The organism is Mesorhizobium argentiipisi (SeqCode), from assembly GCF_037179585.1.
Classification (GTDB): Bacteria; Pseudomonadota; Alphaproteobacteria; order Rhizobiales; family Rhizobiaceae; genus Mesorhizobium; species Mesorhizobium argentiipisi.
Genome location: NZ_JAPYKO010000004.1, coordinates 66,990 through 87,375, shown reverse-complemented (window position 1 = coordinate 87,375; position 20,386 = coordinate 66,990). Strand labels below are relative to the sequence as shown.

Here is a 20,386-nt window from a genome sequence, read left to right as displayed (position 1 = left end):
CAAGCACTCATCGAGAAACGACGCTTCGCAGATAAGCAGGCTTGATGCTACGCGCAACTATTGGGCGAGCCGGGTCTGTCGAGCCGGAATCGTCATTGCCGCGACGCCGGCGACGACGAAGGCCATGCCGATCCAGGCCGAGGCCCCGAGGCTTTCGCCGAGGAAGACGGCGCCGATGCCGACGCCGATCGGCACGCGCAGATAGGCCTGCGAGGTGGTGCCGACCGATCCCAGCGTGTGGATCAGGCGGAAATAGATGACGAAGGCCAGCGCCGTCGAGAAGACCGATAGGCCGAGCAGGGCCAGGATCGATGCGCCCGACGGCGCAAGCGTCCATGGCCGGTCGACGACCAGACTCAGCGGCACAAGGATGACGGCGCCGCAAAGCATCGAGCCAGCAGCGGGTATCATCGGATCGAGGCCCTTGAAGCCGCGGCCGAAGATCGCCGCCCCGGCATAGGAGACCGTCGCGATGACGATCGCAAGCTGCGCCCACAATTGATGGCCAAGCCCGCCGAGCGCCTGCGTGCCAATGATGAGACAGATGCCGACGATGCCGGCGCCGACGCCGACCAGCTTGCGCGCCGTGACGGGCTCATGGCGCGTGATCAATGCCGTCAGCAGGAAGGTGAAGATCGGCGACGTCGAATTGAGGATGGTGGCGAGGCCGGCATCGACCGAGCGCTCGGCGGCGGCGATCAGCGTGAACGGCACGACGCTGTTGAGACAGGCTTGGAAGGCGAACCGGCGCCATATCGCCGTATCGGCGGGCATGGCAAGGCCGCGCCAGCGGATGATGGTGAAGAGGATAGCCCCGGCGATCAAGGTACGGGCGGCGATGAAGGTCACCGGCGGGATCGTCTCGACCCCGATCTTGATGAAGGTGTAGGAGGCGCCCCACAGCACCGCCAGGACGCCGAGCAGCGCGAGGTCGGTGGACATTTCGGTCTTTTCGGACATTTCTGCGCCTTCCGGTGCGGGACGATCCGCTTTGTTGTTACGCAATGCCGGACGGAAAACCGCCACGCACTTTTTCCTGGAATTGCTTCTAGGCCATGGCGACGCGGAAATGTTTCGATCGCCGTGGAACCATAGCGGCGAAGCCCGCGGCTGATATGGGCCAGTTGCACGCGAACACTGCCGCAGCCGGCGAACGATCGGCGCCAAGGCCGGCCAGACAGATTTTCGGGGTAGGCAAAGCAATGCCAAGTCGCTAGACCCGCGCCCGGCCGGCATGCCAGATAGCCGGGTAGGTCCTTGGCGGAGATTTTGATGCCGGAATATGACGTGCTTTGCATCGGCAATGCCATTGTCGACATCATCGCGCAGTGCGACGAAGCCTTTCTCGAGACCAACGGCATCATAAAGGGCGCGATGAACCTCATCGATGCCAGGCGCGCCGAATTGCTTTACAGCCGCATGGGACCGGCGATCGAGACTTCAGGCGGCAGCGCCGGCAACACGGCGGCCGGGGTCGCCAGTCTCGGCGGACGAGCCGCCTTCTTCGGCAAGGTGTCGAACGACGCGCTGGGCGACATCTACACCCATGACATCCACGCCCAGGGCGTCGCCTTCGATACCAGGCCGCTCGAGGGCGCCCCTCCGACTGCGCGCTCGATGATATTCGTCACGCCCGACGGCGAGCGTTCGATGAACACCTATCTCGGCGCCTGCGTAGAGCTTGGCCCGGAAGACGTCGAGGCCGATAAGGCGGCCGGCGCCAAGGTGACCTATTTCGAGGGCTATCTGTGGGATCCGCCGCGCGCCAAGGAGGCCATCCGCCAGACGGCGAATCTGGCGCACGCGGCGGGCCGCGAAGTGTCGATGACGCTGTCGGATTCCTTCTGCGTCGACCGCTACCGCGACGAATTCCTCGAGCTGATGCGCTCGGGCACCGTCGACATCGTCTTTGCCAACAGCCACGAGATCAAATCGCTCTATCAGACCGCTTCCTTCGAGGAGGCGCTCGCGGCCATCCGCAAGGATTGCAGAATAGCCGCCGTCACCCGTTCTGAAAAAGGCTCGGTGATCGTGCGCGGCGACGAGACCGTCACCATCCAGGCGACGAAGATCAAGGAACTGGTCGACACGACCGGCGCCGGCGACCTCTATGCCGCCGGCTTCCTCTACGGCTACACGACCGGCCGCAGCCTCAAGGATTGCGGCGACCTCGGCTCGCTGGCCGCCGGGTTGGTGATCCAGCAGATCGGCCCGCGTCCGCGCCAGAACTTGCGCCGCGAGGCCGAGCAAGTGGGGCTTCTTTAGAGCTGCTCGATAAGTACCGTTGCGTCACCGCCAACAGGGTCAAACCGGCTTCTCTGTCGCGCCCCTGTCACAGAGTGCTCCTACACGCAATCTGGGCGTTCCGCGACTGACATTTCGGCACGCCAAACCAGGGGTGTGAAGATGCAAGCCAGCAAGCTGCCGGGCCGCGGGGCCCGATGCCGTCGCGTTTCTTATTTTCCGCAATAGAATTTCAGCAATCGCCGGCGCCTGGGGAGGAGCGCGGGCCAAGAGTGATGACCAGATTCCAGAACCCGTCCGGCGGGATTTCACAAGAGGCCTTGGCAGGCCTTATGACCGAAGCCGTGCACCAGGCGCTGATGCAGCATGGCGTCATGCTGGACGCCGAGGCGCTTGCTTCAGCAAGCAAGATCGCGGGCCATGTGGCTGCCGCCCTGCCCTTCCTGCCGCAAGCACAGCGCCTTGCCATCAGCTCCTTCAAGGGTGAGTGGACCGACCTTGCCTCCGACTTCTTTCGTGCGATGACGAACAAGGCCGCGAGCGACGGCCCGGCCACATCCGGCCGCGCTCTTGAGCGCTCACCGCCGAAATCGGAGACAGAGAGGCCTGCGGCGCAGCCGATCGCCGAGCGAGCCGCGGAGCTCCAATCGATGCTGATCGAGGATTGGGCCGGCGAGGTCGCCGGCTCGACCTATCTGGAAGAGAAGCTCCGCATCCCGCGTTCCACGCTGCATCGCTGGCAAAGACGCAGCGAGGTCGTCGCGCTGCGCAAGGGCGGCCGCAAGCATGTCTTCCCATTGGCCCAATTCGTCGACGGCAGGCCAGTTCCCGGGATCAGCGACGTGCTTTCGGCGATCGCCAATCCGAGGCTTGCCTGGTTTTGGCTGACCCGACCCTCGCCCGAGCTCGACGGCCGCATCCCCATCGAGATGTTACGGAAAGACATGGTCGAGGACGTCATCCGTGCCGCCCGCACTCTATCCTGACTCCTCTTTCGCGGAGTCGATTTTTCTATGTTTATCCGGATTTTTAGAAATTTATCCGGCAAATCATTCGTCATAAAAATGTAATAATTGGCACATTTGGCATACTGCGTAGGTTACCTTATGTTCTGATTGTACTTATTGTTCGAAATGTCCCATCTTTGCATTTATGTGACGTGATATTTGCGCAACAAGACTTCCACAAGAGTTCAAAAGGCCGCCTTTCCGACACAATGCCTGTTGTGTGAGGCCAACGATTAGGCCATGTCGAAGGCGAAGAAGCGGCGCCGGTGTGCGTGCTTTTTCAACGATGGGGACGGGGGTGGCAAAGCCGAACGGCACGTCAGGCCTGTCTTGAACCTTTGACTGGAGATTCAAGAAAATGAACATCAAGAGCCTTCTACTCGGCTCCGCTGCGGCTCTGATCGCAGTTTCGGGCGCCCGCGCCGCCGACGCGGTCACCGTCGCCGAGCCGGAACCGGCCGAATACGTGAAAATCTGCGACGTCTATGGCGCCGGCTATTTCTACATCCCCGGCACCGAGACCTGCCTGCGCGTCGGCGGCTACATCCGCTATGACGCCGGCTTCGGCGACGTCGGCACTTTCGACGGCCGCAAGACCACCGACGTTCAGGACGGCGACTCGCAGAACAGCTGGAACAAGAACGCCCGTTTTAACCTGAAGACTTGGACCGGCAAGGAGACCGAGCTCGGCACGTTGAAGACCTATACCGAGACGCGTTTCAACTTCAAGAATGGTGGCCCGACGAGCACGCCAACGCTGAACTTCGCTTGGATCCAGCTCGGCGGGCTGCGCGTCGGCAAGGACGAGACGCCTTATGACTCGTTCATCGGCTATGCCGGCAACGTCATCCAGGACACGACCATCCCGTACGGCATAAAGGACACCAATGTCGTCAGCTACTACTTCGATGCTGGCAGCGGCTTCTCGGGCGTGATCTCCCTTGAAGAAGGATCGGACGTTACAGGTCTTGCTACCGGCACGGGTACGGGCGTTATCGCAGGCACGATCGACAGCTACGTTCCGCATGTCGTCGGCGGTCTGAAGTATAAGGGCGACTGGGGTGCGATCACCGGCGTCGTTGCCTATGACAGCAACTACGAAGAAGTGGCCGGCAAGGTTCGCCTGGATGTCAATGTCACCAAGGAACTGACGCTGTTCATCATGGGCGGCTACGGTACGGACGATAACTTCCGCGACGCGGGTAACGCCATCAACACCCATGGCCGCGGCTTCTACAAGCCGTGGGGCGGCAACTGGGCTGTCTGGGGTGGCGGCACCTACAAGTTCGACGCCAAGACTTCGTTCAACCTCCAGGCTTCGGCTGACGACGACAAGAACTACGCCGTGGCTGCGAACATCGCCTACAGCATCGTTCCGGGCTTCACGATCACAGGCGAAGTTGATTGGGACCATTTCGGCAGGTTTGACGATGGGATCGGTGACACCAATGTCGTCGACTGGACCAAGGCCGACAAGAAGAACAGCGTCGGCGGCATCGTTCGCTTCCAGCGCAATTTCTGATCGGACTGGCGATCTCAGGGAAGGCTCGCGGCATCGCCGCGGGCCTTTTCCAATTCCAAACGTTGGCGATGTGGGCAAACGCCTCGTCAGCAAACGCCTTCGTCAGTTGCCCGCCGTATAAGCTGCAATTGCCGCCATATTGACGATGTCGCTGTCTTTGGCATTCAGCGACACAATCTGCACCGGCTTGTTGAGGCCGACCAGCAGCGGGCCGATGACGGTCGAGCCGCCGAGCTCCTGCAGCATCTTGGTCGAGATCGAGGCCGAGTGGAAGGCGGGCATCACCAGCACGTTGGCCGGGCCGGTCAGCCGGATGAACGGATATTGCGCCATGGCGCGCGGGTTCAGCGCCACGTCGGCCGCCATCTCGCCGTCATACTCGAAATCGACGCGGCGCTTGTCGAGGATGCGCACCGCCTCCTGCACACGCTCGGAACGTTCGCCCTGCGGATGGCCGAAGGTCGAATAGGCAAGCATCGCGATCCTCGGTTCGTAACCCATGCGGCGGGCGAAACCGGCCGCCTCCTCGGCGATGTCGGCGATCTGCTCGGCGTTCGGCATGTCGTGCACGGCGGTGTCGGCGACCAGCACCGTGCGGCCGCGCGCGAGCACGACCGAGACGCCGATGACGCGGTGGCCGGGCTTGGCGTCGATGATGCGGCGCACGTCGTCGAGCGCGGTGGAATAGTTGCGGGTCACGCCGGTGACGATGCCGTCGGCGTCGCCCAGCGCCACCATGCAAGCGGCGAAATGGTTGCGGTCGTTGTTGATCAGGCGCTGGCAGTCGCGGAACAGAAAACCCTTCCGCTGCATGCGCTCGTAGAGATAGTCGGTGTAGATGCCGTTGCGCCGCGACAGCCTGGCATTGATGATCTCGAGGCCCGGCTTGTTGAGGTCGATGCCGGCATTTCGGGCATTGTCCTTGATGACGTCGTCGCGGCCGAGCAGGATCGCGGTGCCGAGCCTCTGGTTCACATAGGAGACGGCGGCGCGCATCACCTGTTCCTCCTCGCCCTCGGCGAAGACGATGCGCTTGGGCTGGCGGCGCACGCGGTCGTAGATGCGCTGCAAGGTGGAGGCGATCGGGTCCCGGCGTGCGGACAGTTCCTGCGCGTAGCGATCGAGGTCGAGGATCGGCTTGCGGGCGACGCCGGATTCCATCGCGGCCTTGGCCACCGCCAGCGGGATCGCCGAGATCAGGCGCGGATCGAACGGCACCGGGATGATGTAGTTGGGGCCGAATTTCGGCCGGTTGCCCTGATAGGCGGCGGCGACGTCGTCGGGCACGTCCTGACGAGCCAGCTCGGCCAGCGCCCTGGCGGCCGCGATCTTCATGTCGTCATTGATGGTGGTGGCGCGCACATCCAGCGCGCCGCGGAAGATATAGGGGAAGCCCAGCACATTGTTGACCTGGTTCGGATAGTCCGAGCGGCCGGTGGCCATGACGGCGTCGGTGCGGATCTCGGCCACTTCCTCCGGCGTGATCTCGGGATCGGGATTGGCCATGGCGAAGATGATCGGATTTTTCGCCATGGATTGCACCATGGCGGACGTCAGCATGCCCTTGGCGGACAGACCAAGGAAGACGTCGGCGCCGTCCAGCGCTTCGGCGAGGCTGCGCAGATCGGTCTTGACCGCATGCGCCGACTTCCACTGGTTCATGCCTTCGGTGCGGCCCTGGTAGACCACGCCCTTGGTGTCGCACAGGATGACGTTTTCGGGCGGAAAGCCCATCGCCTTCATCAGTTCGATACAGGCGATGCCCGCGGCGCCCGCGCCGTTGCAGACCATCTTTGTGGTCTTCATGTCGCGGCCGGTGATCTCCAGCGCGTTGATCAGCCCGGCGGCCGAGATGATTGCCGTGCCGTGCTGGTCGTCATGGAAGACGGGAATGTCCATCAGCTCGCGCAGCCGCTGCTCGATGATGAAGCATTCCGGCGCCTTGATGTCCTCGAGATTGATGCCGCCGAAGGAAGGCCCGAGGAAGCGCACGCAATTGATGAACTCGTCAGCGTCCTCGGTCGCCACTTCGAGGTCGATCGAATCGACATCGGCAAAGCGCTTGAACAGCACCGCCTTGCCTTCCATCACCGGCTTGGAGGCCAGCGCGCCGAGATTGCCGAGACCGAGAATGGCGGTGCCGTTGGAGATGACGGCGACCATGTTGCCGCGCGTCGTATAGTCGAAAGCGCGGCTCGGATCCTCGGCGATGGCGCGCACCGGAACGGCGACGCCCGGCGAATAGGCGAGGCTCAGATCGCGCTGCGTCGCCATCGGCTTGGTGGCGACGATCTCCAGCTTGCCGGGCCGTCCCATGGCGTGGAACTCCAACGCCTCCTCGGGACTGACGGAGGGGCCGCTGCTTTCGGTTTTCCTGGCCATGATGCCTGACGTTTCTCCCAGCACTTCGCGCTCTTGAGGCCCATCATTTTGAATTACCCGCTTAAGGCTACACGCCGCCGCTGTAAACCGCCAAGCGATCCAGTGATTTTGTTCCTCCGCCGGCGCAGACAAGCGGTCAAATCTTGCCCGATGAGATCGCGGCAATCTCGCGCAGGTGCTCGCGTACCGGGGCCCACCGCGTCAGCCCGGAGGTGCCGGCGAACGGCCATTCGGAGAAAGGCGGATCGTTGCTTCCCATGCTCTGCTTAAGCGCCGAAAGATAGGCCATCAGTTCCAGCCGTTGCGCCTGCACCCGTTCCAGCGTGCGGCCACGAATCTCCTCGCGCGGGATAGCGCGGTCGCGAAGTCGCTCGACCGCACGGCGAATTGCGACCGGCTCCGGCTCGGCGATAAGGCAGTAGTCCGGATCGAAATAGACATCGCGGCCGCCGATGCTCGGCGTCGAGACGATCGGCAGACCGGCCAGCAGATACTCCATGCTGGAATACATCGCCCCTTCCACCGCCGACAGGCAGAGCCCGACCGCGGCCCGGTTGTAGACGCCGTTGACTTCGTGAGGCGGCATCCGCCCGGGCAGGCCGTCAACGAGTGGATTGGCGATGCTGTGAAGCGGCGATTGCGCCTGCAGCCGGCGGATAAAGGCGCGGTCGCCGGCCGGCGGCAATTCGCCGATCGAGGACGTCACATGGACCAGTCTTTCGATCCCGAAGGCGAGGTGGTGCCGCTTCGTGTGCGAGATGCGGCCATTGTAGACAGCATCGTATTCGACCGGCACGTCCGGCAGCGGCCGGAAGATGTCTTCCGAAATCATCAGATTGTGGTTGGAAAAGATCGCCGCGCCGCCTACGCCTGCAATCAGACGGCGCTCTTCCTCCGTGTTGCAGAGGAAGATCATGTCATGGTTGGGGCAGACCGCGGCGAACCATGCGAGATCCTTGCGTATCTGCTCGACGACGGCGGGCCTTTCCAGCGTCCAGTTCGGCATCAAAAGGAAGGTAGCGCGCCGTGGCACCATGCGCCGGCAGAGGGCAGCGAGTGCGTAGAGCGGGCGCCGGCCGCCGACGGGTATATAGAGGATCAACGGATCGCGACTGAAGATATGGACGGGCATGTCGATGCCGCCATCGAGTCTGGAGAGCGGCCCGCGCGCCGGCAGGATGAAGGGAAACCGTGTCCGCACCCACGCCTTGATCTTGGTTCTGGTACGATTGGCGCGGTTGGCGGCAAGAAGCCGCACACGCCTGAGCGGCGAGCCGGCCGGGCCGACCATCTCCTCGAACGTCTCGTGTCCGTCCTTCTTCATCGCCCCGCTATCTTCTCATGACCCCGAACGATCCATATGTCGGCCGGCGGCATGAGGCAACATGCCCTCCGCGCCCGTCCCGCTGATGGCGACAACGGCCCACTCGTCCCCCGTTTTTGCAACCGCCGGCATTAAACCGCCCGCCCACATCTGCTAGCGTGCCAGGATGGATATGCGCATCCCGTCAGAAGACAACGCCACGGCGGCACCGGCACCGTTTGTCACGGCCGGCGTCACGCCGATGATGGAGCAATATATCGAGATCAAGGCGGCGAACCCGGATTCGCTGCTGTTCTACCGCATGGGCGATTTCTACGAGCTGTTCTTCGACGACGCGGAGAAGGCGAGCCAGGCGCTCGGCATCGTTTTGACCAAGCGCGGCAAGCACCAGGGCAACGACATCCCGATGTGCGGCGTGCCGGTGCATGCCGCGGACGATTATCTGCAGAAGCTGATCGCGCAAGGTTTTCGCGTCGCCGTCTGCGAGCAAATCGAGGACCCGGCCGAAGCCAAGAAACGCGGCTCCAAATCGGTGGTGCGGCGTGACGTGGTGCGGCTGGTCACGCCAGGCACCATCACCGAGGACAAGCTGCTCGCGCCCTCGGAATCGAGCTTCCTGATGGCGCTCGGCCGCGTAAAGGGAGGCGCGGCCAGCCAGGCCGGCTTTGCGCTGGCCTGGATCGACATTTCGACCGGCGCCTTCCGCGTTGCCGAAACGAGCGCGGAGCGGCTGCTTGCCGACATCTTCCGCGTCGACCCGCGTGAGCTGATCGTCGCCGAGCCGGTTTTCCATGATCCGGAGCTCAGGCCCGTGTTCGACGTGCTGGGCCGCGTCGCCAATCCGCAGCCGCCGTCGCTGTTCGATTCGGCCTCGGCCACGGGCCGTATCGCGCGCTTCTTCGAGGTCGCGACGCCGGACAGTTTCGGCACCTTCTCGCGCGCCGAGCTGTCGGCGATATCGGGTGCCATCGCTTACGTCGAAAAGACGCAGAAGGCCGAACGCCCGCCGCTATCGCGGCCCGAACGGGAGGAGCAAGGCTCGACGCTGTTCATCGATCCGGCGACGCGCGCCAATCTGGAACTGCTGCGGACACTCTCCGGCAGCCGCGACGGCTCGCTGTTCAAGGCAATCGACCGTACCGTCACGGGCGGCGGCGCGCGACTGCTCGCCGACCGGCTGATGGCGCCGCTGACCGATCCGATGGCAATCGCGGCCAGGCTGGATTCGGTGTCGTTCTTCCGCTCCGAGACGCGGCTTTGCCAGGGTCTGCGGGCGAGCCTCAAAAGCGTCGCCGACATGCCGCGCGCGCTCTCCCGTCTGGCGCTCAACCGCGGCGGACCGCGCGATCTGGGCGCGCTGCGCGCCGGCTTCGAGGCGGCCGGCGCGATCGCCGAATTGTTCGCGGCGGCCGATCTGCCCGCCGAACTCGCCGCGGCACTGGCCGCGATCAAGGCCTTGCCGGAGGCGCTTGCCCGCCACCTCAGCGAAGCGCTGGACGATGAGTTGCCGCTGATCAAGCGCGACGGCGGCTTCGTGCGGTCGGGATACAATGCCGAGCTCGACGAGATGCGGGCACTGCGCGACGAATCGCGAAAGGTGATCGCCGGACTTGAGCGCTCGCTGATCGAGGAAACCGGCATCCGCTCGCTGAAGATCCGGCACAACAATGTGCTCGGCTATTACATCGAGGTCACCGCCAACCACCACTCGATCATGACCGGCAGCGACGCCGCCAAGGCGCGTTTCATCCATCGCCAGACCATGGCCAACGCCATGCGCTTCACCACGACGGAACTGGCGGAGCTGGAATCGAAGATCGCCAACGCCGCCGACCGTGCGCTCAGCATCGAGCTCGCCGCCTTCGACCGGCTGACGGCGGAAGTGGTGAGCGAGGCCGAACGGATCCGCGCCGGCGCCGACGCGCTTGCGGCTCTGGATGTTTCGTCGGCCCTGGCATTGCTTTCCGAAAGCGAGGGCTGGTGCCGGCCGCTGGTGGACTCCAGCCTCGCCTTTGAAATTGCCGGCGGGCGTCACCCGGTGGTCGAACAGGCGCTCAGGCGTTCCGGCGAAGGCCCGTTCGTCGCCAATGATTGCGACCTGTCGCCCCAGGGCGGCGCCAAGGCCGGCGCGATCTGGCTGCTCACCGGCCCGAATATGGGCGGTAAGTCGACATTCCTCAGGCAGAACGCGTTGATCGCCATCCTTGCCCAGACCGGCTCCTTCGTGCCGGCGCAAAGCGCCCATATCGGCGTCGTCGACCGGCTGTTCTCGCGCGTCGGCGCCTCGGACGACCTAGCGCGGGGCCGCTCGACCTTCATGGTCGAGATGGTCGAGACGGCGGCGATCCTCAACCAGGCCGGCGAGCGGGCGCTGGTGATCCTCGACGAGATCGGCCGCGGCACGGCAACTTTCGACGGGTTGTCGATCGCCTGGGCGGCGGTCGAATATCTGCATGAGAAGAACCGCTGCCGGGCGATCTTTGCCACGCATTTCCACGAGATGACGGCGCTGGCGGGCAAGCTCCCCCGGCTTCACAACGTCACCATGCGGGTGAAGGAGTGGGAAGGCGACGTCGTCTTCCTGCACGAGGTCGGCAAGGGTGCCGCCGACCGCTCCTACGGCGTGCAGGTGGCGCGGCTCGCCGGCCTGCCCGAGGCGGTCGTCGCTCGCGCCAAGGAAGTTCTGCATCAGCTGGAGGAGGGCGAGGTTTCAGGCAAGACCAATCGGCTGGTCGACGATCTGCCGCTTTTTTCGGTGGCGGTGAAGCGCGAAGCGCCGAAGCCGGTGAAGAGCGATGCGCTGGGCGACGCGCTCGGGGCGATCAATCCCGACGAGATGACGCCGCGCGAGGCGCTGGAGGTGCTGTATCGGCTGAAGGGGCTGGCAACGAAGCGGTAGAACCAGGCCGTGGCCATTGACTCATTGTACCGATCGGTACAATGTCGGTTATCGACGACCGTAACCGACAGGAGATTTTCATGAGCCGTCCGCCATTGCCGCCCTTCACGGCCGAGACCGCGGCGCAAAAGGCGCGCCTTGCGGAGGATGCCTGGAACAGCCGCGATCCGGAACGTGTTTCGCTCGCCTATACCGAGGACAGCATCTGGCGGAATCGGGCCGAATTCATCTCAGGCCGCGACGAGATCGTCGGCTTCCTCAAGCGCAAATGGGCGCGCGAGCTGGACTATCGCCTGATCAAGGAAGTGTGGACCTGGAATGAAAACCGCATCGCGGTGCGTTTCGCCTATGAATGGCGCGACGACAGCGGCCATTGGTTCCGCTCCTACGGCAACGAGAACTGGGAATTCGACGAGGCCGGGCTGATGCGCCGTCGTGTGGCAAGCATCAACGACCTGCCGATTGCCGAAAGCGAGCGGAAATATCATTGGCCGCTCGGCCGCCGGCCGGATGATCATCCCGGCCTTTCGGAACTCGGGCTTTAGAGCATGATCCCAAAAAGTGTGTAGCGGTTTTTTTGGAAAAGATCATGCTCAAACAAGAACACTAAGCATGCGACGCATCGCTCCGGACCGCGGCCAGTTGCTGGCGATCGTGGCGGAAGTCTTCCGCGAGCATGGCTATGAGGGCGCCAGCCTCGCCTTGATAGGCGAGGCGACGGGGCTCGGCAAAGGAAGCCTCTACCATTTCTTTCCGGGCGGCAAGGAAGAGATGGCGAGAGCCGTCATTGCCCATATCGACGGCTGGTTCGAGGACAATGTCTTTGCACCGCTGCGCGACGGCGCCGATCCGTCGGCCGGGATCGAGCAGATGCTCGCGGCGACGGACAGCTATTTCCGCTCCGGGCGGCGCGTCTGCCTCATCGGGGCCTTCGCGCTGGATGACTCGCGCGACCTCTTCGCCGGCCAGATAAGGGATTATTTCGGCCGCTGGGTCACGCATCTCGCCGACGCGCTGGCGCGATCCGGGCAGCAACCGGACGAGGCCAGCGAGTTGGCCGAGGAAGCCGTCGCCGCCATCCAGGGCGCACTCACGCTTGCCCGCGCCGCCAATGACCTCGACGTGTTTTCAAGGACGTTGCGGCGACTGCGGATGCGGCTTGGCTACCGACCAGCGACACGCCTTAGAGCACGATCCCGAAAAGTGGGAACCGGTTTTCGGAGAAGATCATGCTCCAACAAAGAGTTAGATCAGGATGGCGATTCAACGAAACGTCATCCTGATCTAGAAGGATTCGAAGCGGAAGCCGATATCGGTTCGGGAAACCCGGCCGATGCCCGGTGAATCGAGATGCGCCCCAGCAACGCACCAGGCGTTGTCGGCGGCAAGGGCCAATATACGCAACCGGGTTGCCCGCGCCTGTTCCTGATCCGCGTCGAACTCCCACGCGACCTCCGGCCGATCGAACTGAAGCGCCGGCACATGCACGAGGTCGCCCCAGACCAACAATGTTTCCCCGCCGCTCGTGACACGAAAGCAGGTATGGCCGATTTCATGACCCGGGGTGGCGACCGGCTCGATATTCGCGTTCAGGTGCTGTCCCGGATCCAAGGGCTGCGCTCGATCATGGAAGCGGCTCAACCTCGCTACCGACCGAAACATGTCGAGCTCGGCTTGAGGGACAAGCAAGCGGGAGAGCTGCGGGAAACCGTCGCCGCCATCCGGACGGATGAGCCCGTGGACATGGTCGAGATGGGTGTGGGTGAAGGCAATTGTGCGTATCCGACCAACGGCTATTTGCGCTTCGCTCAGCGCCTGCGGGAGGAAGCCCATCGTCGGGTGCCAGGCGTTTGAGGATCCCGTATCAATCAGCGTGATGTCTTCGCCGTCGCCGACGGCAAAGGCATTGACCGACAATCTGAGCGCTCCGTCGAAGAGCGGCACCTGCGGCGGCAGATCGTCGCCGAAAGGCTTGTCTCCCGGCTGGCGCAGTCGCCGGACGGGCATGTCGACATAACCGTCGCGCAGCGAGGTGACGGTCAAGTCGCCGATTTTATAGGCCGTGTGATGAGGTCCGGCTGAAATTCGTTCCAATGCCTGCTCTCCGCCCGATCGAGGTTTCGACTAAATCATTTCCAGACCGCGTTTGCGCGTCGGCGGCGGGAAGACGCGGTCGAGATCGGCAAGGTCTTCCGCCGTCAGAGCGATGTCGAGCGCGGCGGCGTTCTGGCGGACATGCTCCTGGCGGCCGGCCTTCGGGATGGCGATGACGCCGTCCTGCATCATTACCCAGGCAAGCGCGATCTGCGCGGCCGTGGCGTTGTGTCGGGCAGCGACGGCCTCGAGCCGCGCATTGCGGGCTAGCGCGCCCTGCTCCACCGGCGAATAGGCCATCAGCGGTATGAGTCGCTGCCGGCTCCACGGCCCAAGGTCGAATTCGAGCCCGCGCCGCGACAGGTTGTAAAGCACCTGGTTGGTCTGGACATCGCCGCCAGCCGGCAGACTGACAAGATTCTCCATCTCGTCCGTGTCGAAATTGCTGACGCCCCAGTGGCGGATCTTGCCTTGCGACTTCAGCGCCTCGAACGCCTCCACGGTTTCGGACAGCGGCACGCTGCCCGGCCAGTGCAGCAGATAGAGATCGATACGATCGGTGGCGAGACGCTTCAGGCTGGCCTCGCAGGCGCGCTTCACGCCGGCGCGCGAGGCGTTGGAGGGTAAAACCTTGGAGACGAGGAAGGTCTCGTCGCGGCGCCCGGCGATGGCCTCCGCCACCACCTCCTCGGCGCCGCCGCTGGCATACATTTCGGCGGTGTCGATCAGCGTGATGCCGAGGTCGAGCCCGAGCTTCAGCGCCGCGACCTCGTCGGCGCGGCGGCGCCGGTCTTCACCCATCTTCCAGGTGCCTTGGCCCAGCATCGGAACGGCTTCGCCGGACGGCAGCTTGAGGGTTCTGACTGTTGACGGCATGGCTTTCTCCGCGTGGGGCCGGATCGCAGCACAGCCAAAATCGGAAATCCAGACCAAAGCCGCCTGGCCGCCTGGATTCCCGGAGTGGCTACTTCGCGGCATGCTTGGCGAGCCAGTCCTGCATCTCCTTGATCTCGGCTTCCTGCGCTTTGACCACGCCTTCGGCGAGCTTGCGAATTTCGGGATCCTTGCCATTGGCGATCACCACCTTGGCCATGTCGATCGCGCCCTGATGATGCGGGATCATGCCGCGGACGAAGTCGACATCGGCATTGCCGGTGTATTTGATCGCCATGTCCTTGTGCATCTTCTTCATCGCCTTCTCGTAGCCGACGGTGGCCGGGCTCTGGGCGCCCATCGCCATCTTGGACATGTCGTGCTTCATCTCCTCCGACGAGGCCGGCACGCTTTCGAGGAACATGGCAAGCAGCATTCCGGCGGCCATCAGCAGCAGCACGATTTTCTTGGCCAGGGTCATTCAAGCTCTCCTTGTGGTTGGGGTTCGTATCTGGGGGTTTTGCTCAGAGTTTCAACGTCCTCAGCCGCAAGGCATTGGCGATGACCGACACCGATGACAGGCTCATCGCCGCCGCCGCCAGCATCGGCGACAAAAGCGTGCCGGTGAGCGGGTAGAGCACGCCGGCCGCGACCGGCACGCCGAGCACGTTGTAGAGAAAGGCAAAGAACAGGTTCTGGCGGATGTTGCGGATCGTCGCCTGGGCAAGTGTGCGCGCTCTGACGATGCCGTTCAAGTCCCCCTTGACCAGCGTGATGCCGGCACTTTCGACCGCGACATCGGCGCCGGTGCCCATGGCGATGCCGACATCGGCGGCGGCAAGCGCCGGCGCATCGTTGATGCCGTCGCCGGCCATGGCGACGACAGCGCCGTTGCTGCGCAGCTCTTCCACCAGCGCGCTTTTGCCGTCGGGGAGAAGGCCGGCGCGGACCTCATCGATGCCGAGCCTGCCGGCGATCGCTTTTGCCGTGCGCTCGCTGTCGCCAGTGGCCATGATGATCTTCAGACCCTTGTCATGCAGCGCCTTGATCGCCTCGGCCGTCGTTGCCTTTACAGGATCAGCGACAGCGACGATGCCGGCGAAACTGCCGCCGACGGCCACGAACATGGCCGTCTTGCCGTCGGCCTGCAGCGCCTCGGCATCGGCCGCCGGCGTTTCGACTCCGAGATCGGTCATCATCGCCGCATTGCCGAGCGCGACCTTCCGGCCCGATACCATGCCCGAAACACCCTTGCCGGTGACGGCTTCGAAATCGACGGCATCGGCCAGCTTCAAGCCGCGCGCGGCGGCGCCCTCGACGATCGCCTCGGCCAGCGGATGTTCCGAGCCCTTTTCAAGCACGGCGGCGAGGCCGAGCAGCTCATTCTCATCGATGCCGCCGGCCGCAACGATGTCGGTAAGCCGCGGCTTGCCTTCGGTCAGCGTGCCGGTCTTGTCGACGATCAGCGTGTCGACGGCGGCAAAGCGCTCGAGCGCCGCAGCTTCCTTGATCAGCACGCCGGCATGCGCGCCGCGCCCGGTCGCCGTCATGATCGACATCGGGGTGGCGAGGCCAAGCGCGCAGGGACAGGCGATGATCAGCACCGACAGCGCCGAGACGATGGCGAAGATCAGGCTGGGCTCGGGGCCGACGAGCGCCCAGGCGATGAAAGCAATGACGGCCACCAGCACGACGGCCGGGACGAAATAGAAGGACACGCGGTCGGCCAGCCCCTGGATTGGGGCGCGCGAGCGCTGCGCCTTGGCGACCAGCTCGACGATGCGCGACAGCGTGGTTTCGGCGCCGACCTTCTCGGCGCGCATGACCAGCGAGCCGTTCTTGTTCAGCGTGCCGCCGGTGAGCGCGTCGCCTTCCGTCTTTTCGACCGGCAGCGGTTCGCCGGTGATCATGGATTCGTCGATCGCCGAGCGGCCCTCCAGCACGATGCCGTCGACCGGCACCGCATCGCCGGGACGGATGCGCAAGCGGTCGCCGGACTTGACGCTGTCGAGCGGCACGTCCTTCTCGGAGCCGTCGGTGCCGATCAGCCGCGCCGTCTTCGGCGCAAGGTCGAGCAGGGCGCGGATGGCCGAGCCGGTGCGCTCGCGGGCGCGCAGCTCCAGCACCTGTCCAAGGAAGACCAGCGCGACGATGACAGCGGCGGCCTCGAAATAGACCGGGACCGCACCGTCATGGCCGCGGAACTGATGCGGGAAGACGTTCGGGAACAATGTCGCGACGAGGCTGAAGAGATAGGCAGCACCGACGCCCAAGGAAATCAGCGTCCACATATTCGGACTGCGGTTGAGGATCGATTCCCAGCCGCGATGGAAGAACGGAAACGCCGCCCACATCACCACCGGGCTTGCCAGCGCCAACTCTATCCAGGTCTTGGTGCGACCGTCGATGAAGATTTCGAAGCTGACGCCCAGCATCGGCGCCATGGCAACGATCAGGAGCGGCAGGGAGAGCACCGCGCTGACCCAGAAGCGGCGGGTGAAATCGACGAGCTCGGGGTTAGGGCCTTGGTCGCCTGTCGGCACGCCCATCGGCTCCAGCGCCATGCCGCAGATCGGGCAGGAACCGGGCTTGTCGCGGACGATCTCGGGATGCATCGGGCATGTGTATTGCGTGCCCCTCGGCATCGGCTGCGGCTCGGGCCGGCCAGCGAGGTATTTTGCCGGCTCCGCCTCGAACTTGCCCTTGCAACCGGCGGAGCAGAAATAGAAGCCCTGCCCTTCATGGCGAACGAAGTGCTTCGCGCTCGCGCGGTCGACGCTCATGCCGCAGACGGGATCGGTGGCCGTCAAGTAGCCCTCGGGTTCGGCCTGGAATTTCGTGCGGCAGCGTTCGCTGCAGAAATGAAAGGTGCGGCCGCCATGCTCGGCCGTCGGCTTGCCGGCCGCCGGATCGACCGTCATGCCGCAGACAGGATCGCGAATCACAGCGTCGGCGGCAGGCGCGGTGCTCTTCGCGGAGCAGCAGGCGCCGCCATGCGCATGGTGGTGGTGATGGTCGGAATGGGTCATCAGCAATGCCTCGGAATTCTCGAATTGAGGCGGAGGTAGTCCTTCCAGTTACTGGAAGGTCAAGGGGCGGTTTCGACTTTGCGAAAATCGGCCGGGCGATTGCGGATTACGCCTCGTTGCTATGGGAATCGCGGCCGCAGGCCCCATACACAGCGCCGCGAAAAAAGGCTATAGACGCCGCGGAATGGCAAAGATCTCCTTGAAACTCGACGAAATCATCGACGGCGACGCGCTGCGCCGCGACTTGACCGCGTTGACGGCGGCGAGCGCCGGCGACGGCTCGGGCGCGGCTGTTCGCACGGCCGTCCTCCAGCTGCTCAAGGCTAGGATGGCGGAAGGGCGAAAGATCGCCGAGGCCATGCTCAAGCAGGATGGCGGCGGCAATGCCTGCGCCGAGCGGCTCTCGCATCTGATGGATGATCTGATCCGGGCGCTCTATGATTTCGCAGCCACCCATGTCTACCGCGTCAAGAACCGGTCCGCGGCAGAGCGCATGGCGGTCGTTGCCGTCGGCGGCTACGGCCGCGGCACGCTGGCGCCGGGCTCCGACATCGACCTGCTTTTCCTGCTGCCCTACAAACAGACCCCATGGGGCGAGCAGATCGTCGAATACATGCTCTACATGCTGTGGGACATGGGGCTGAAGGTCGGCCACGCCACCCGCAACATCGACGAGTGCCTGAGGCTGTCGCGCAGCGACATCACCATCCGCACGTCGATCCTGGAAGCGCGTTTCCTGTGGGGCGAACGCAAGCTCTATGACGAGTTGCTGACCCGCTTCGACCACGAGGTGGTGCGCACGACCGGGCCGGAATATGTGCAGGCCAAGCTTGCCGAGCGCGACGAGCGCCACGCCAAGGCCGGCGAAAGCCGCTATCTGGTCGAGCCCAACGTCAAGGACGGCAAGGGCGGGTTGCGCGACCTGCAGACGCTGTTCTGGATCGGCAAATACTTCTATCGCGTGCGCACCGGCGAGGAACTGGTCGAGAAGGGCGTCTTCACCGAGGCCGAGTATCGCGAGTTCCAGAAGGCCGAGGATTTCCTGTGGGCGGTGCGCTGCCACATGCATTTCCTCACCGGCAAGGCGGAAGAGCGGCTGCATTTCGACATCCAGCGCGAGATCGCCGAGCGGCTGGGCTATACGACGCATCCCGGCCTGTCGGCAGTCGAGCGCTTCATGAAGCACTATTTCCTTGTCGCCAAGGATGTCGGCGACCTCACCCGCATCTTCTGCGCGGCGCTCGAGGAAGAGCAGGCCAAGCATGTGCCGGGCTTCAACCGCATCTTCCTCACCTTCCAGCGGCGCAAGCGCAAGCTTGCCGGCACGTCCGACTTCATCGTCGACAATCATCGCATCAACGTCGCCGACGACAGCGTGTTCGAGCGCGACCCGGTCAACCTGCTCAGGCTGTTCTGGTTCGCCGACAAGCACGGATTGGAGTTCCATCCCGATGCGCTGAAGCTGCTCACCCGTTCGCTCGGCCTGGTCAACAAGTCGCTCCGGCGCGACGAGGAAGCCAACCGGCTGTTCCTCGACATATTGACCTCGGACCGCAACGCCGAACTCAATCTCAGGCGCATGAACGAGGCGGGACTGCTCGGCCGGCTGATCCCCGACTTCGGCAAGATCGTCGCCATGATGCAGTTCTCGATGTACCACCACTATACGGTGGACGAGCATCTGATCCGCTGCATCGGCGTGCTCGCCGAGATCGAGCGCGGCGACGGCGCCAAGGTGCATCCGCTGTCGCATACGCTGATGCCGGGTCTGAAGAAAAGCCGCGAGGCGCTTTATGTCGCGGTGCTCTTGCACGACATCGCCAAGGGCAGGCCCGAGGACCATTCGGAGGCCGGCGCCCGGATCGCCCGGCGCATCTGCCCGCATATGGGGTTGTCGGCGGCCGACACCGAGACTGTCGCCTGGCTGGTCGAGAACCACCTCGTGATGTCGATGACCGCGCAGACGCGCGACCTCAACGACCGCAAGACGATCGAGGATTTCGCCTCGATCGTGCAGTCGGTCGAGCGGCTGAAGCTGCTCTTGATCCTCACGGTCTGCGACATACGCGGTGTTGGACCCGGGGTGTGGAACGGCTGGAAAGGCCAGCTGCTGCGCACGCTTTATTTCGAGACCGAGCTGCTTCTGACCGGCGGTTTCTCCGAAGTGTCACGCGCCGAGCGTACGGCGGCGGCGCGCGAGCGGCTGGCTGAGGCGCTGTCCGCCTGGCCGGCGAAGGAGCGCAAGCGCTATGTCGCCCAGCATTATGAGAACTATCTGCTGACCGTCGACCTGCCCGACCAGCTGCGCCATGCCGAATTCATCCGCGAGGCGGATGCGGCGGGCAAGAAGCTCGCCACCATGGTCAAGACGCATGAGTTCGAGGCGGTGACGGAGATCACCGTGCTGGCGCCGGACCATCCGCGCCTGCTGTCGATCATCGCGGGAGCTTGCGCCGCGGCCGGCGGCAACATCGTCGACGCGCAGATCTTCACCACCTCGGACGGGCGCGCGCTGGACAGCATCCTGATCTCCCGCGAGTTCGACCGCGACGAGGACGAGCGGCGCCGCGCCGAGCGCGTCGGCCGGCTGATCGAGGACGTCCTTTCGGGCAAGAGCTGGCTGCCCGAGATGATCGAGAAGCGCACCAAGCCGAAGCGCGGCGCCAAAGCTTTCCGCATTCCGCCGCGCGCCGAGATCCGCAACACGCTGTCGAACCGCTTCTCCGTGATCGAGGTCGAGGGGCTGGACCGCCCGGGGCTGCTTTCCGAAATCACCGGAACGATCTCCGACCTTTCGCTCGACATCGCCTCGGCGCACATCACCACTTTCGGCGAGAAGGTCATCGATACGTTCTACGTCACCGACCTGACCGGACAGAAGATCGACAGCCCGACGCGCACCGCCGCCATCCACAAGCGGCTGATCGATACGCTGGAAGGCGGTTCGGCGGAACGCACCGGCAAGGCCAAGGCGGCGGCCGAGTGACCATCCATTTGACGCAATTTTTTTGG

13 protein-coding genes and 1 pseudogene are annotated in these 20,386 nt (G+C 64.2%); 7 read left to right on the top strand and 7 right to left on the bottom strand.

Annotation, left to right across the window (positions count from 1 at the left end):
- Window positions 1-57 precede the first annotated feature (57 nt).
- A complete protein-coding gene (locus O7A05_RS08390) occupies window positions 58-960 on the bottom strand; it encodes a DMT family transporter (RefSeq protein WP_337092526.1) in 903 nt (300 codons plus the stop codon).
- A gap of 312 nt (window positions 961-1,272) precedes the next feature.
- Between O7A05_RS08390 and O7A05_RS08385 the strand changes: the two genes are divergently transcribed.
- From O7A05_RS08385 to O7A05_RS08375, 3 genes are all read left to right on the top strand, one after another.
- Window positions 1,273-2,265 carry an adenosine kinase gene (locus tag O7A05_RS08385; protein WP_337092525.1) on the top strand — a complete coding sequence of 331 codons (993 nt, stop codon included), beginning with the start codon at window positions 1,273-1,275 and terminating at the stop codon, window positions 2,263-2,265.
- Window positions 2,266-2,519: 254 nt separating this feature from the next.
- Window positions 2,520-3,230 carry an antitoxin Xre/MbcA/ParS-like domain-containing protein gene (locus O7A05_RS08380; protein ID WP_337092524.1) on the top strand — a complete coding sequence of 237 codons (711 nt, stop codon included), beginning with the start codon at window positions 2,520-2,522 and terminating at the stop codon, window positions 3,228-3,230.
- Between the two features lie 379 nt (window positions 3,231-3,609).
- Window positions 3,610-4,773: a porin gene (locus tag O7A05_RS08375; RefSeq protein WP_337092523.1), complete on the top strand. Its 1,164-nt coding sequence runs from the start codon at window positions 3,610-3,612 to the stop codon at window positions 4,771-4,773.
- 102 nt (window positions 4,774-4,875) lie between these two features.
- Here O7A05_RS08375 and O7A05_RS08370 read toward each other — a convergent pair whose 3' ends face one another.
- Both O7A05_RS08370 and O7A05_RS08365 read right to left on the bottom strand, forming a co-directional pair.
- Entirely contained in the window at window positions 4,876-7,155 is a 2,280-nt protein-coding gene (locus tag O7A05_RS08370) for an NADP-dependent malic enzyme (RefSeq protein WP_337092522.1), read from the bottom strand.
- 136 nt (window positions 7,156-7,291) lie between these two features.
- The gene (locus O7A05_RS08365; RefSeq protein WP_337092521.1) at window positions 7,292-8,479 is read right to left on the bottom strand and encodes a glycosyltransferase; all 1,188 of its coding nucleotides are present in this window, start codon (window positions 8,477-8,479) and stop codon (window positions 7,292-7,294) included.
- 166 nt (window positions 8,480-8,645) lie between these two features.
- On the opposite strand from O7A05_RS08365, the gene mutS reads away from it, so the two are divergent.
- From mutS to O7A05_RS08350, 3 genes and pseudogenes are all read left to right on the top strand, one after another.
- Entirely contained in the window at window positions 8,646-11,378 is a 2,733-nt protein-coding gene (mutS, locus tag O7A05_RS08360; protein ID WP_337092520.1) for a DNA mismatch repair protein MutS, read from the top strand.
- A gap of 80 nt (window positions 11,379-11,458) precedes the next feature.
- Complete coding sequence (locus O7A05_RS08355; RefSeq protein ID WP_337092519.1) at window positions 11,459-11,923, top strand: nuclear transport factor 2 family protein; 465 nt, start codon at window positions 11,459-11,461, stop codon at window positions 11,921-11,923.
- Between the two features lie 67 nt (window positions 11,924-11,990).
- Window positions 11,991-12,551: pseudogene (locus tag O7A05_RS08350) on the top strand (TetR/AcrR family transcriptional regulator); the annotation flags it as partial.
- Between the two features lie 111 nt (window positions 12,552-12,662).
- Here the strand turns inward: O7A05_RS08350 and O7A05_RS08345 are convergent.
- The 4 genes from O7A05_RS08345 to O7A05_RS08330 all read right to left on the bottom strand — a co-directional run bounded on the left by O7A05_RS08345 (window position 12,663) and on the right by O7A05_RS08330 (window position 17,374).
- Complete coding sequence (locus tag O7A05_RS08345) at window positions 12,663-13,472, bottom strand: MBL fold metallo-hydrolase (RefSeq protein ID WP_337092518.1); 810 nt, start codon at window positions 13,470-13,472, stop codon at window positions 12,663-12,665.
- A 30-nt stretch (window positions 13,473-13,502) separates the two neighbouring features.
- The gene (locus tag O7A05_RS08340) at window positions 13,503-14,348 is read right to left on the bottom strand and encodes an aldo/keto reductase (RefSeq protein WP_337092517.1); all 846 of its coding nucleotides are present in this window, start codon (window positions 14,346-14,348) and stop codon (window positions 13,503-13,505) included.
- A gap of 88 nt (window positions 14,349-14,436) precedes the next feature.
- Complete coding sequence (copM, locus tag O7A05_RS08335; protein WP_337092516.1) at window positions 14,437-14,826, bottom strand: CopM family metallochaperone; 390 nt, start codon at window positions 14,824-14,826, stop codon at window positions 14,437-14,439.
- Window positions 14,827-14,869: 43 nt separating this feature from the next.
- On the bottom strand, window positions 14,870-17,374 hold the full coding sequence (locus O7A05_RS08330) for a heavy metal translocating P-type ATPase (protein ID WP_337092515.1): 2,505 nt from the start codon (window positions 17,372-17,374) through the stop codon (window positions 14,870-14,872).
- Window positions 17,375-17,558: 184 nt separating this feature from the next.
- Between O7A05_RS08330 and O7A05_RS08325 the strand changes: the two genes are divergently transcribed.
- Window positions 17,559-20,360 (top strand): [protein-PII] uridylyltransferase, encoded by a 2,802-nt coding sequence (locus tag O7A05_RS08325; protein WP_337092514.1) that lies wholly within the window; start codon window positions 17,559-17,561, stop codon window positions 20,358-20,360.
- Window positions 20,361-20,386 lie beyond the last annotated feature (26 nt).

Bases quoted from the DNA above. Each gene is read 5' to 3' on its own strand.
- O7A05_RS08390 (WP_337092526.1), bottom strand. From the start codon at position 960: ATGTCCGAAAAGACCGAAATGTCCACCGACCTCGCGCTGCTCGGCGTC.
- O7A05_RS08385 (WP_337092525.1), top strand. From the start codon at position 1,273: ATGCCGGAATATGACGTGCTTTGCATCGGCAATGCCATTGTCGACATC.
- O7A05_RS08380 (WP_337092524.1), top strand. From the start codon at position 2,520: ATGACCAGATTCCAGAACCCGTCCGGCGGGATTTCACAAGAGGCCTTG.
- O7A05_RS08375 (WP_337092523.1), top strand. From the start codon at position 3,610: ATGAACATCAAGAGCCTTCTACTCGGCTCCGCTGCGGCTCTGATCGCA.
- O7A05_RS08370 (WP_337092522.1), bottom strand. From the start codon at position 7,155: ATGGCCAGGAAAACCGAAAGCAGCGGCCCCTCCGTCAGTCCCGAGGAG.
- O7A05_RS08365 (WP_337092521.1), bottom strand. From the start codon at position 8,479: ATGAAGAAGGACGGACACGAGACGTTCGAGGAGATGGTCGGCCCGGCC.
- mutS (WP_337092520.1), top strand. From the start codon at position 8,646: ATGGATATGCGCATCCCGTCAGAAGACAACGCCACGGCGGCACCGGCA.
- O7A05_RS08355 (WP_337092519.1), top strand. From the start codon at position 11,459: ATGAGCCGTCCGCCATTGCCGCCCTTCACGGCCGAGACCGCGGCGCAA.
- O7A05_RS08340 (WP_337092517.1), bottom strand. From the start codon at position 14,348: ATGCCGTCAACAGTCAGAACCCTCAAGCTGCCGTCCGGCGAAGCCGTT.
- copM (WP_337092516.1), bottom strand. From the start codon at position 14,826: ATGACCCTGGCCAAGAAAATCGTGCTGCTGCTGATGGCCGCCGGAATG.
- O7A05_RS08330 (WP_337092515.1), bottom strand. From the start codon at position 17,374: ATGACCCATTCCGACCATCACCACCACCATGCGCATGGCGGCGCCTGC.
- O7A05_RS08325 (WP_337092514.1), top strand. From the start codon at position 17,559: ATGGCAAAGATCTCCTTGAAACTCGACGAAATCATCGACGGCGACGCG.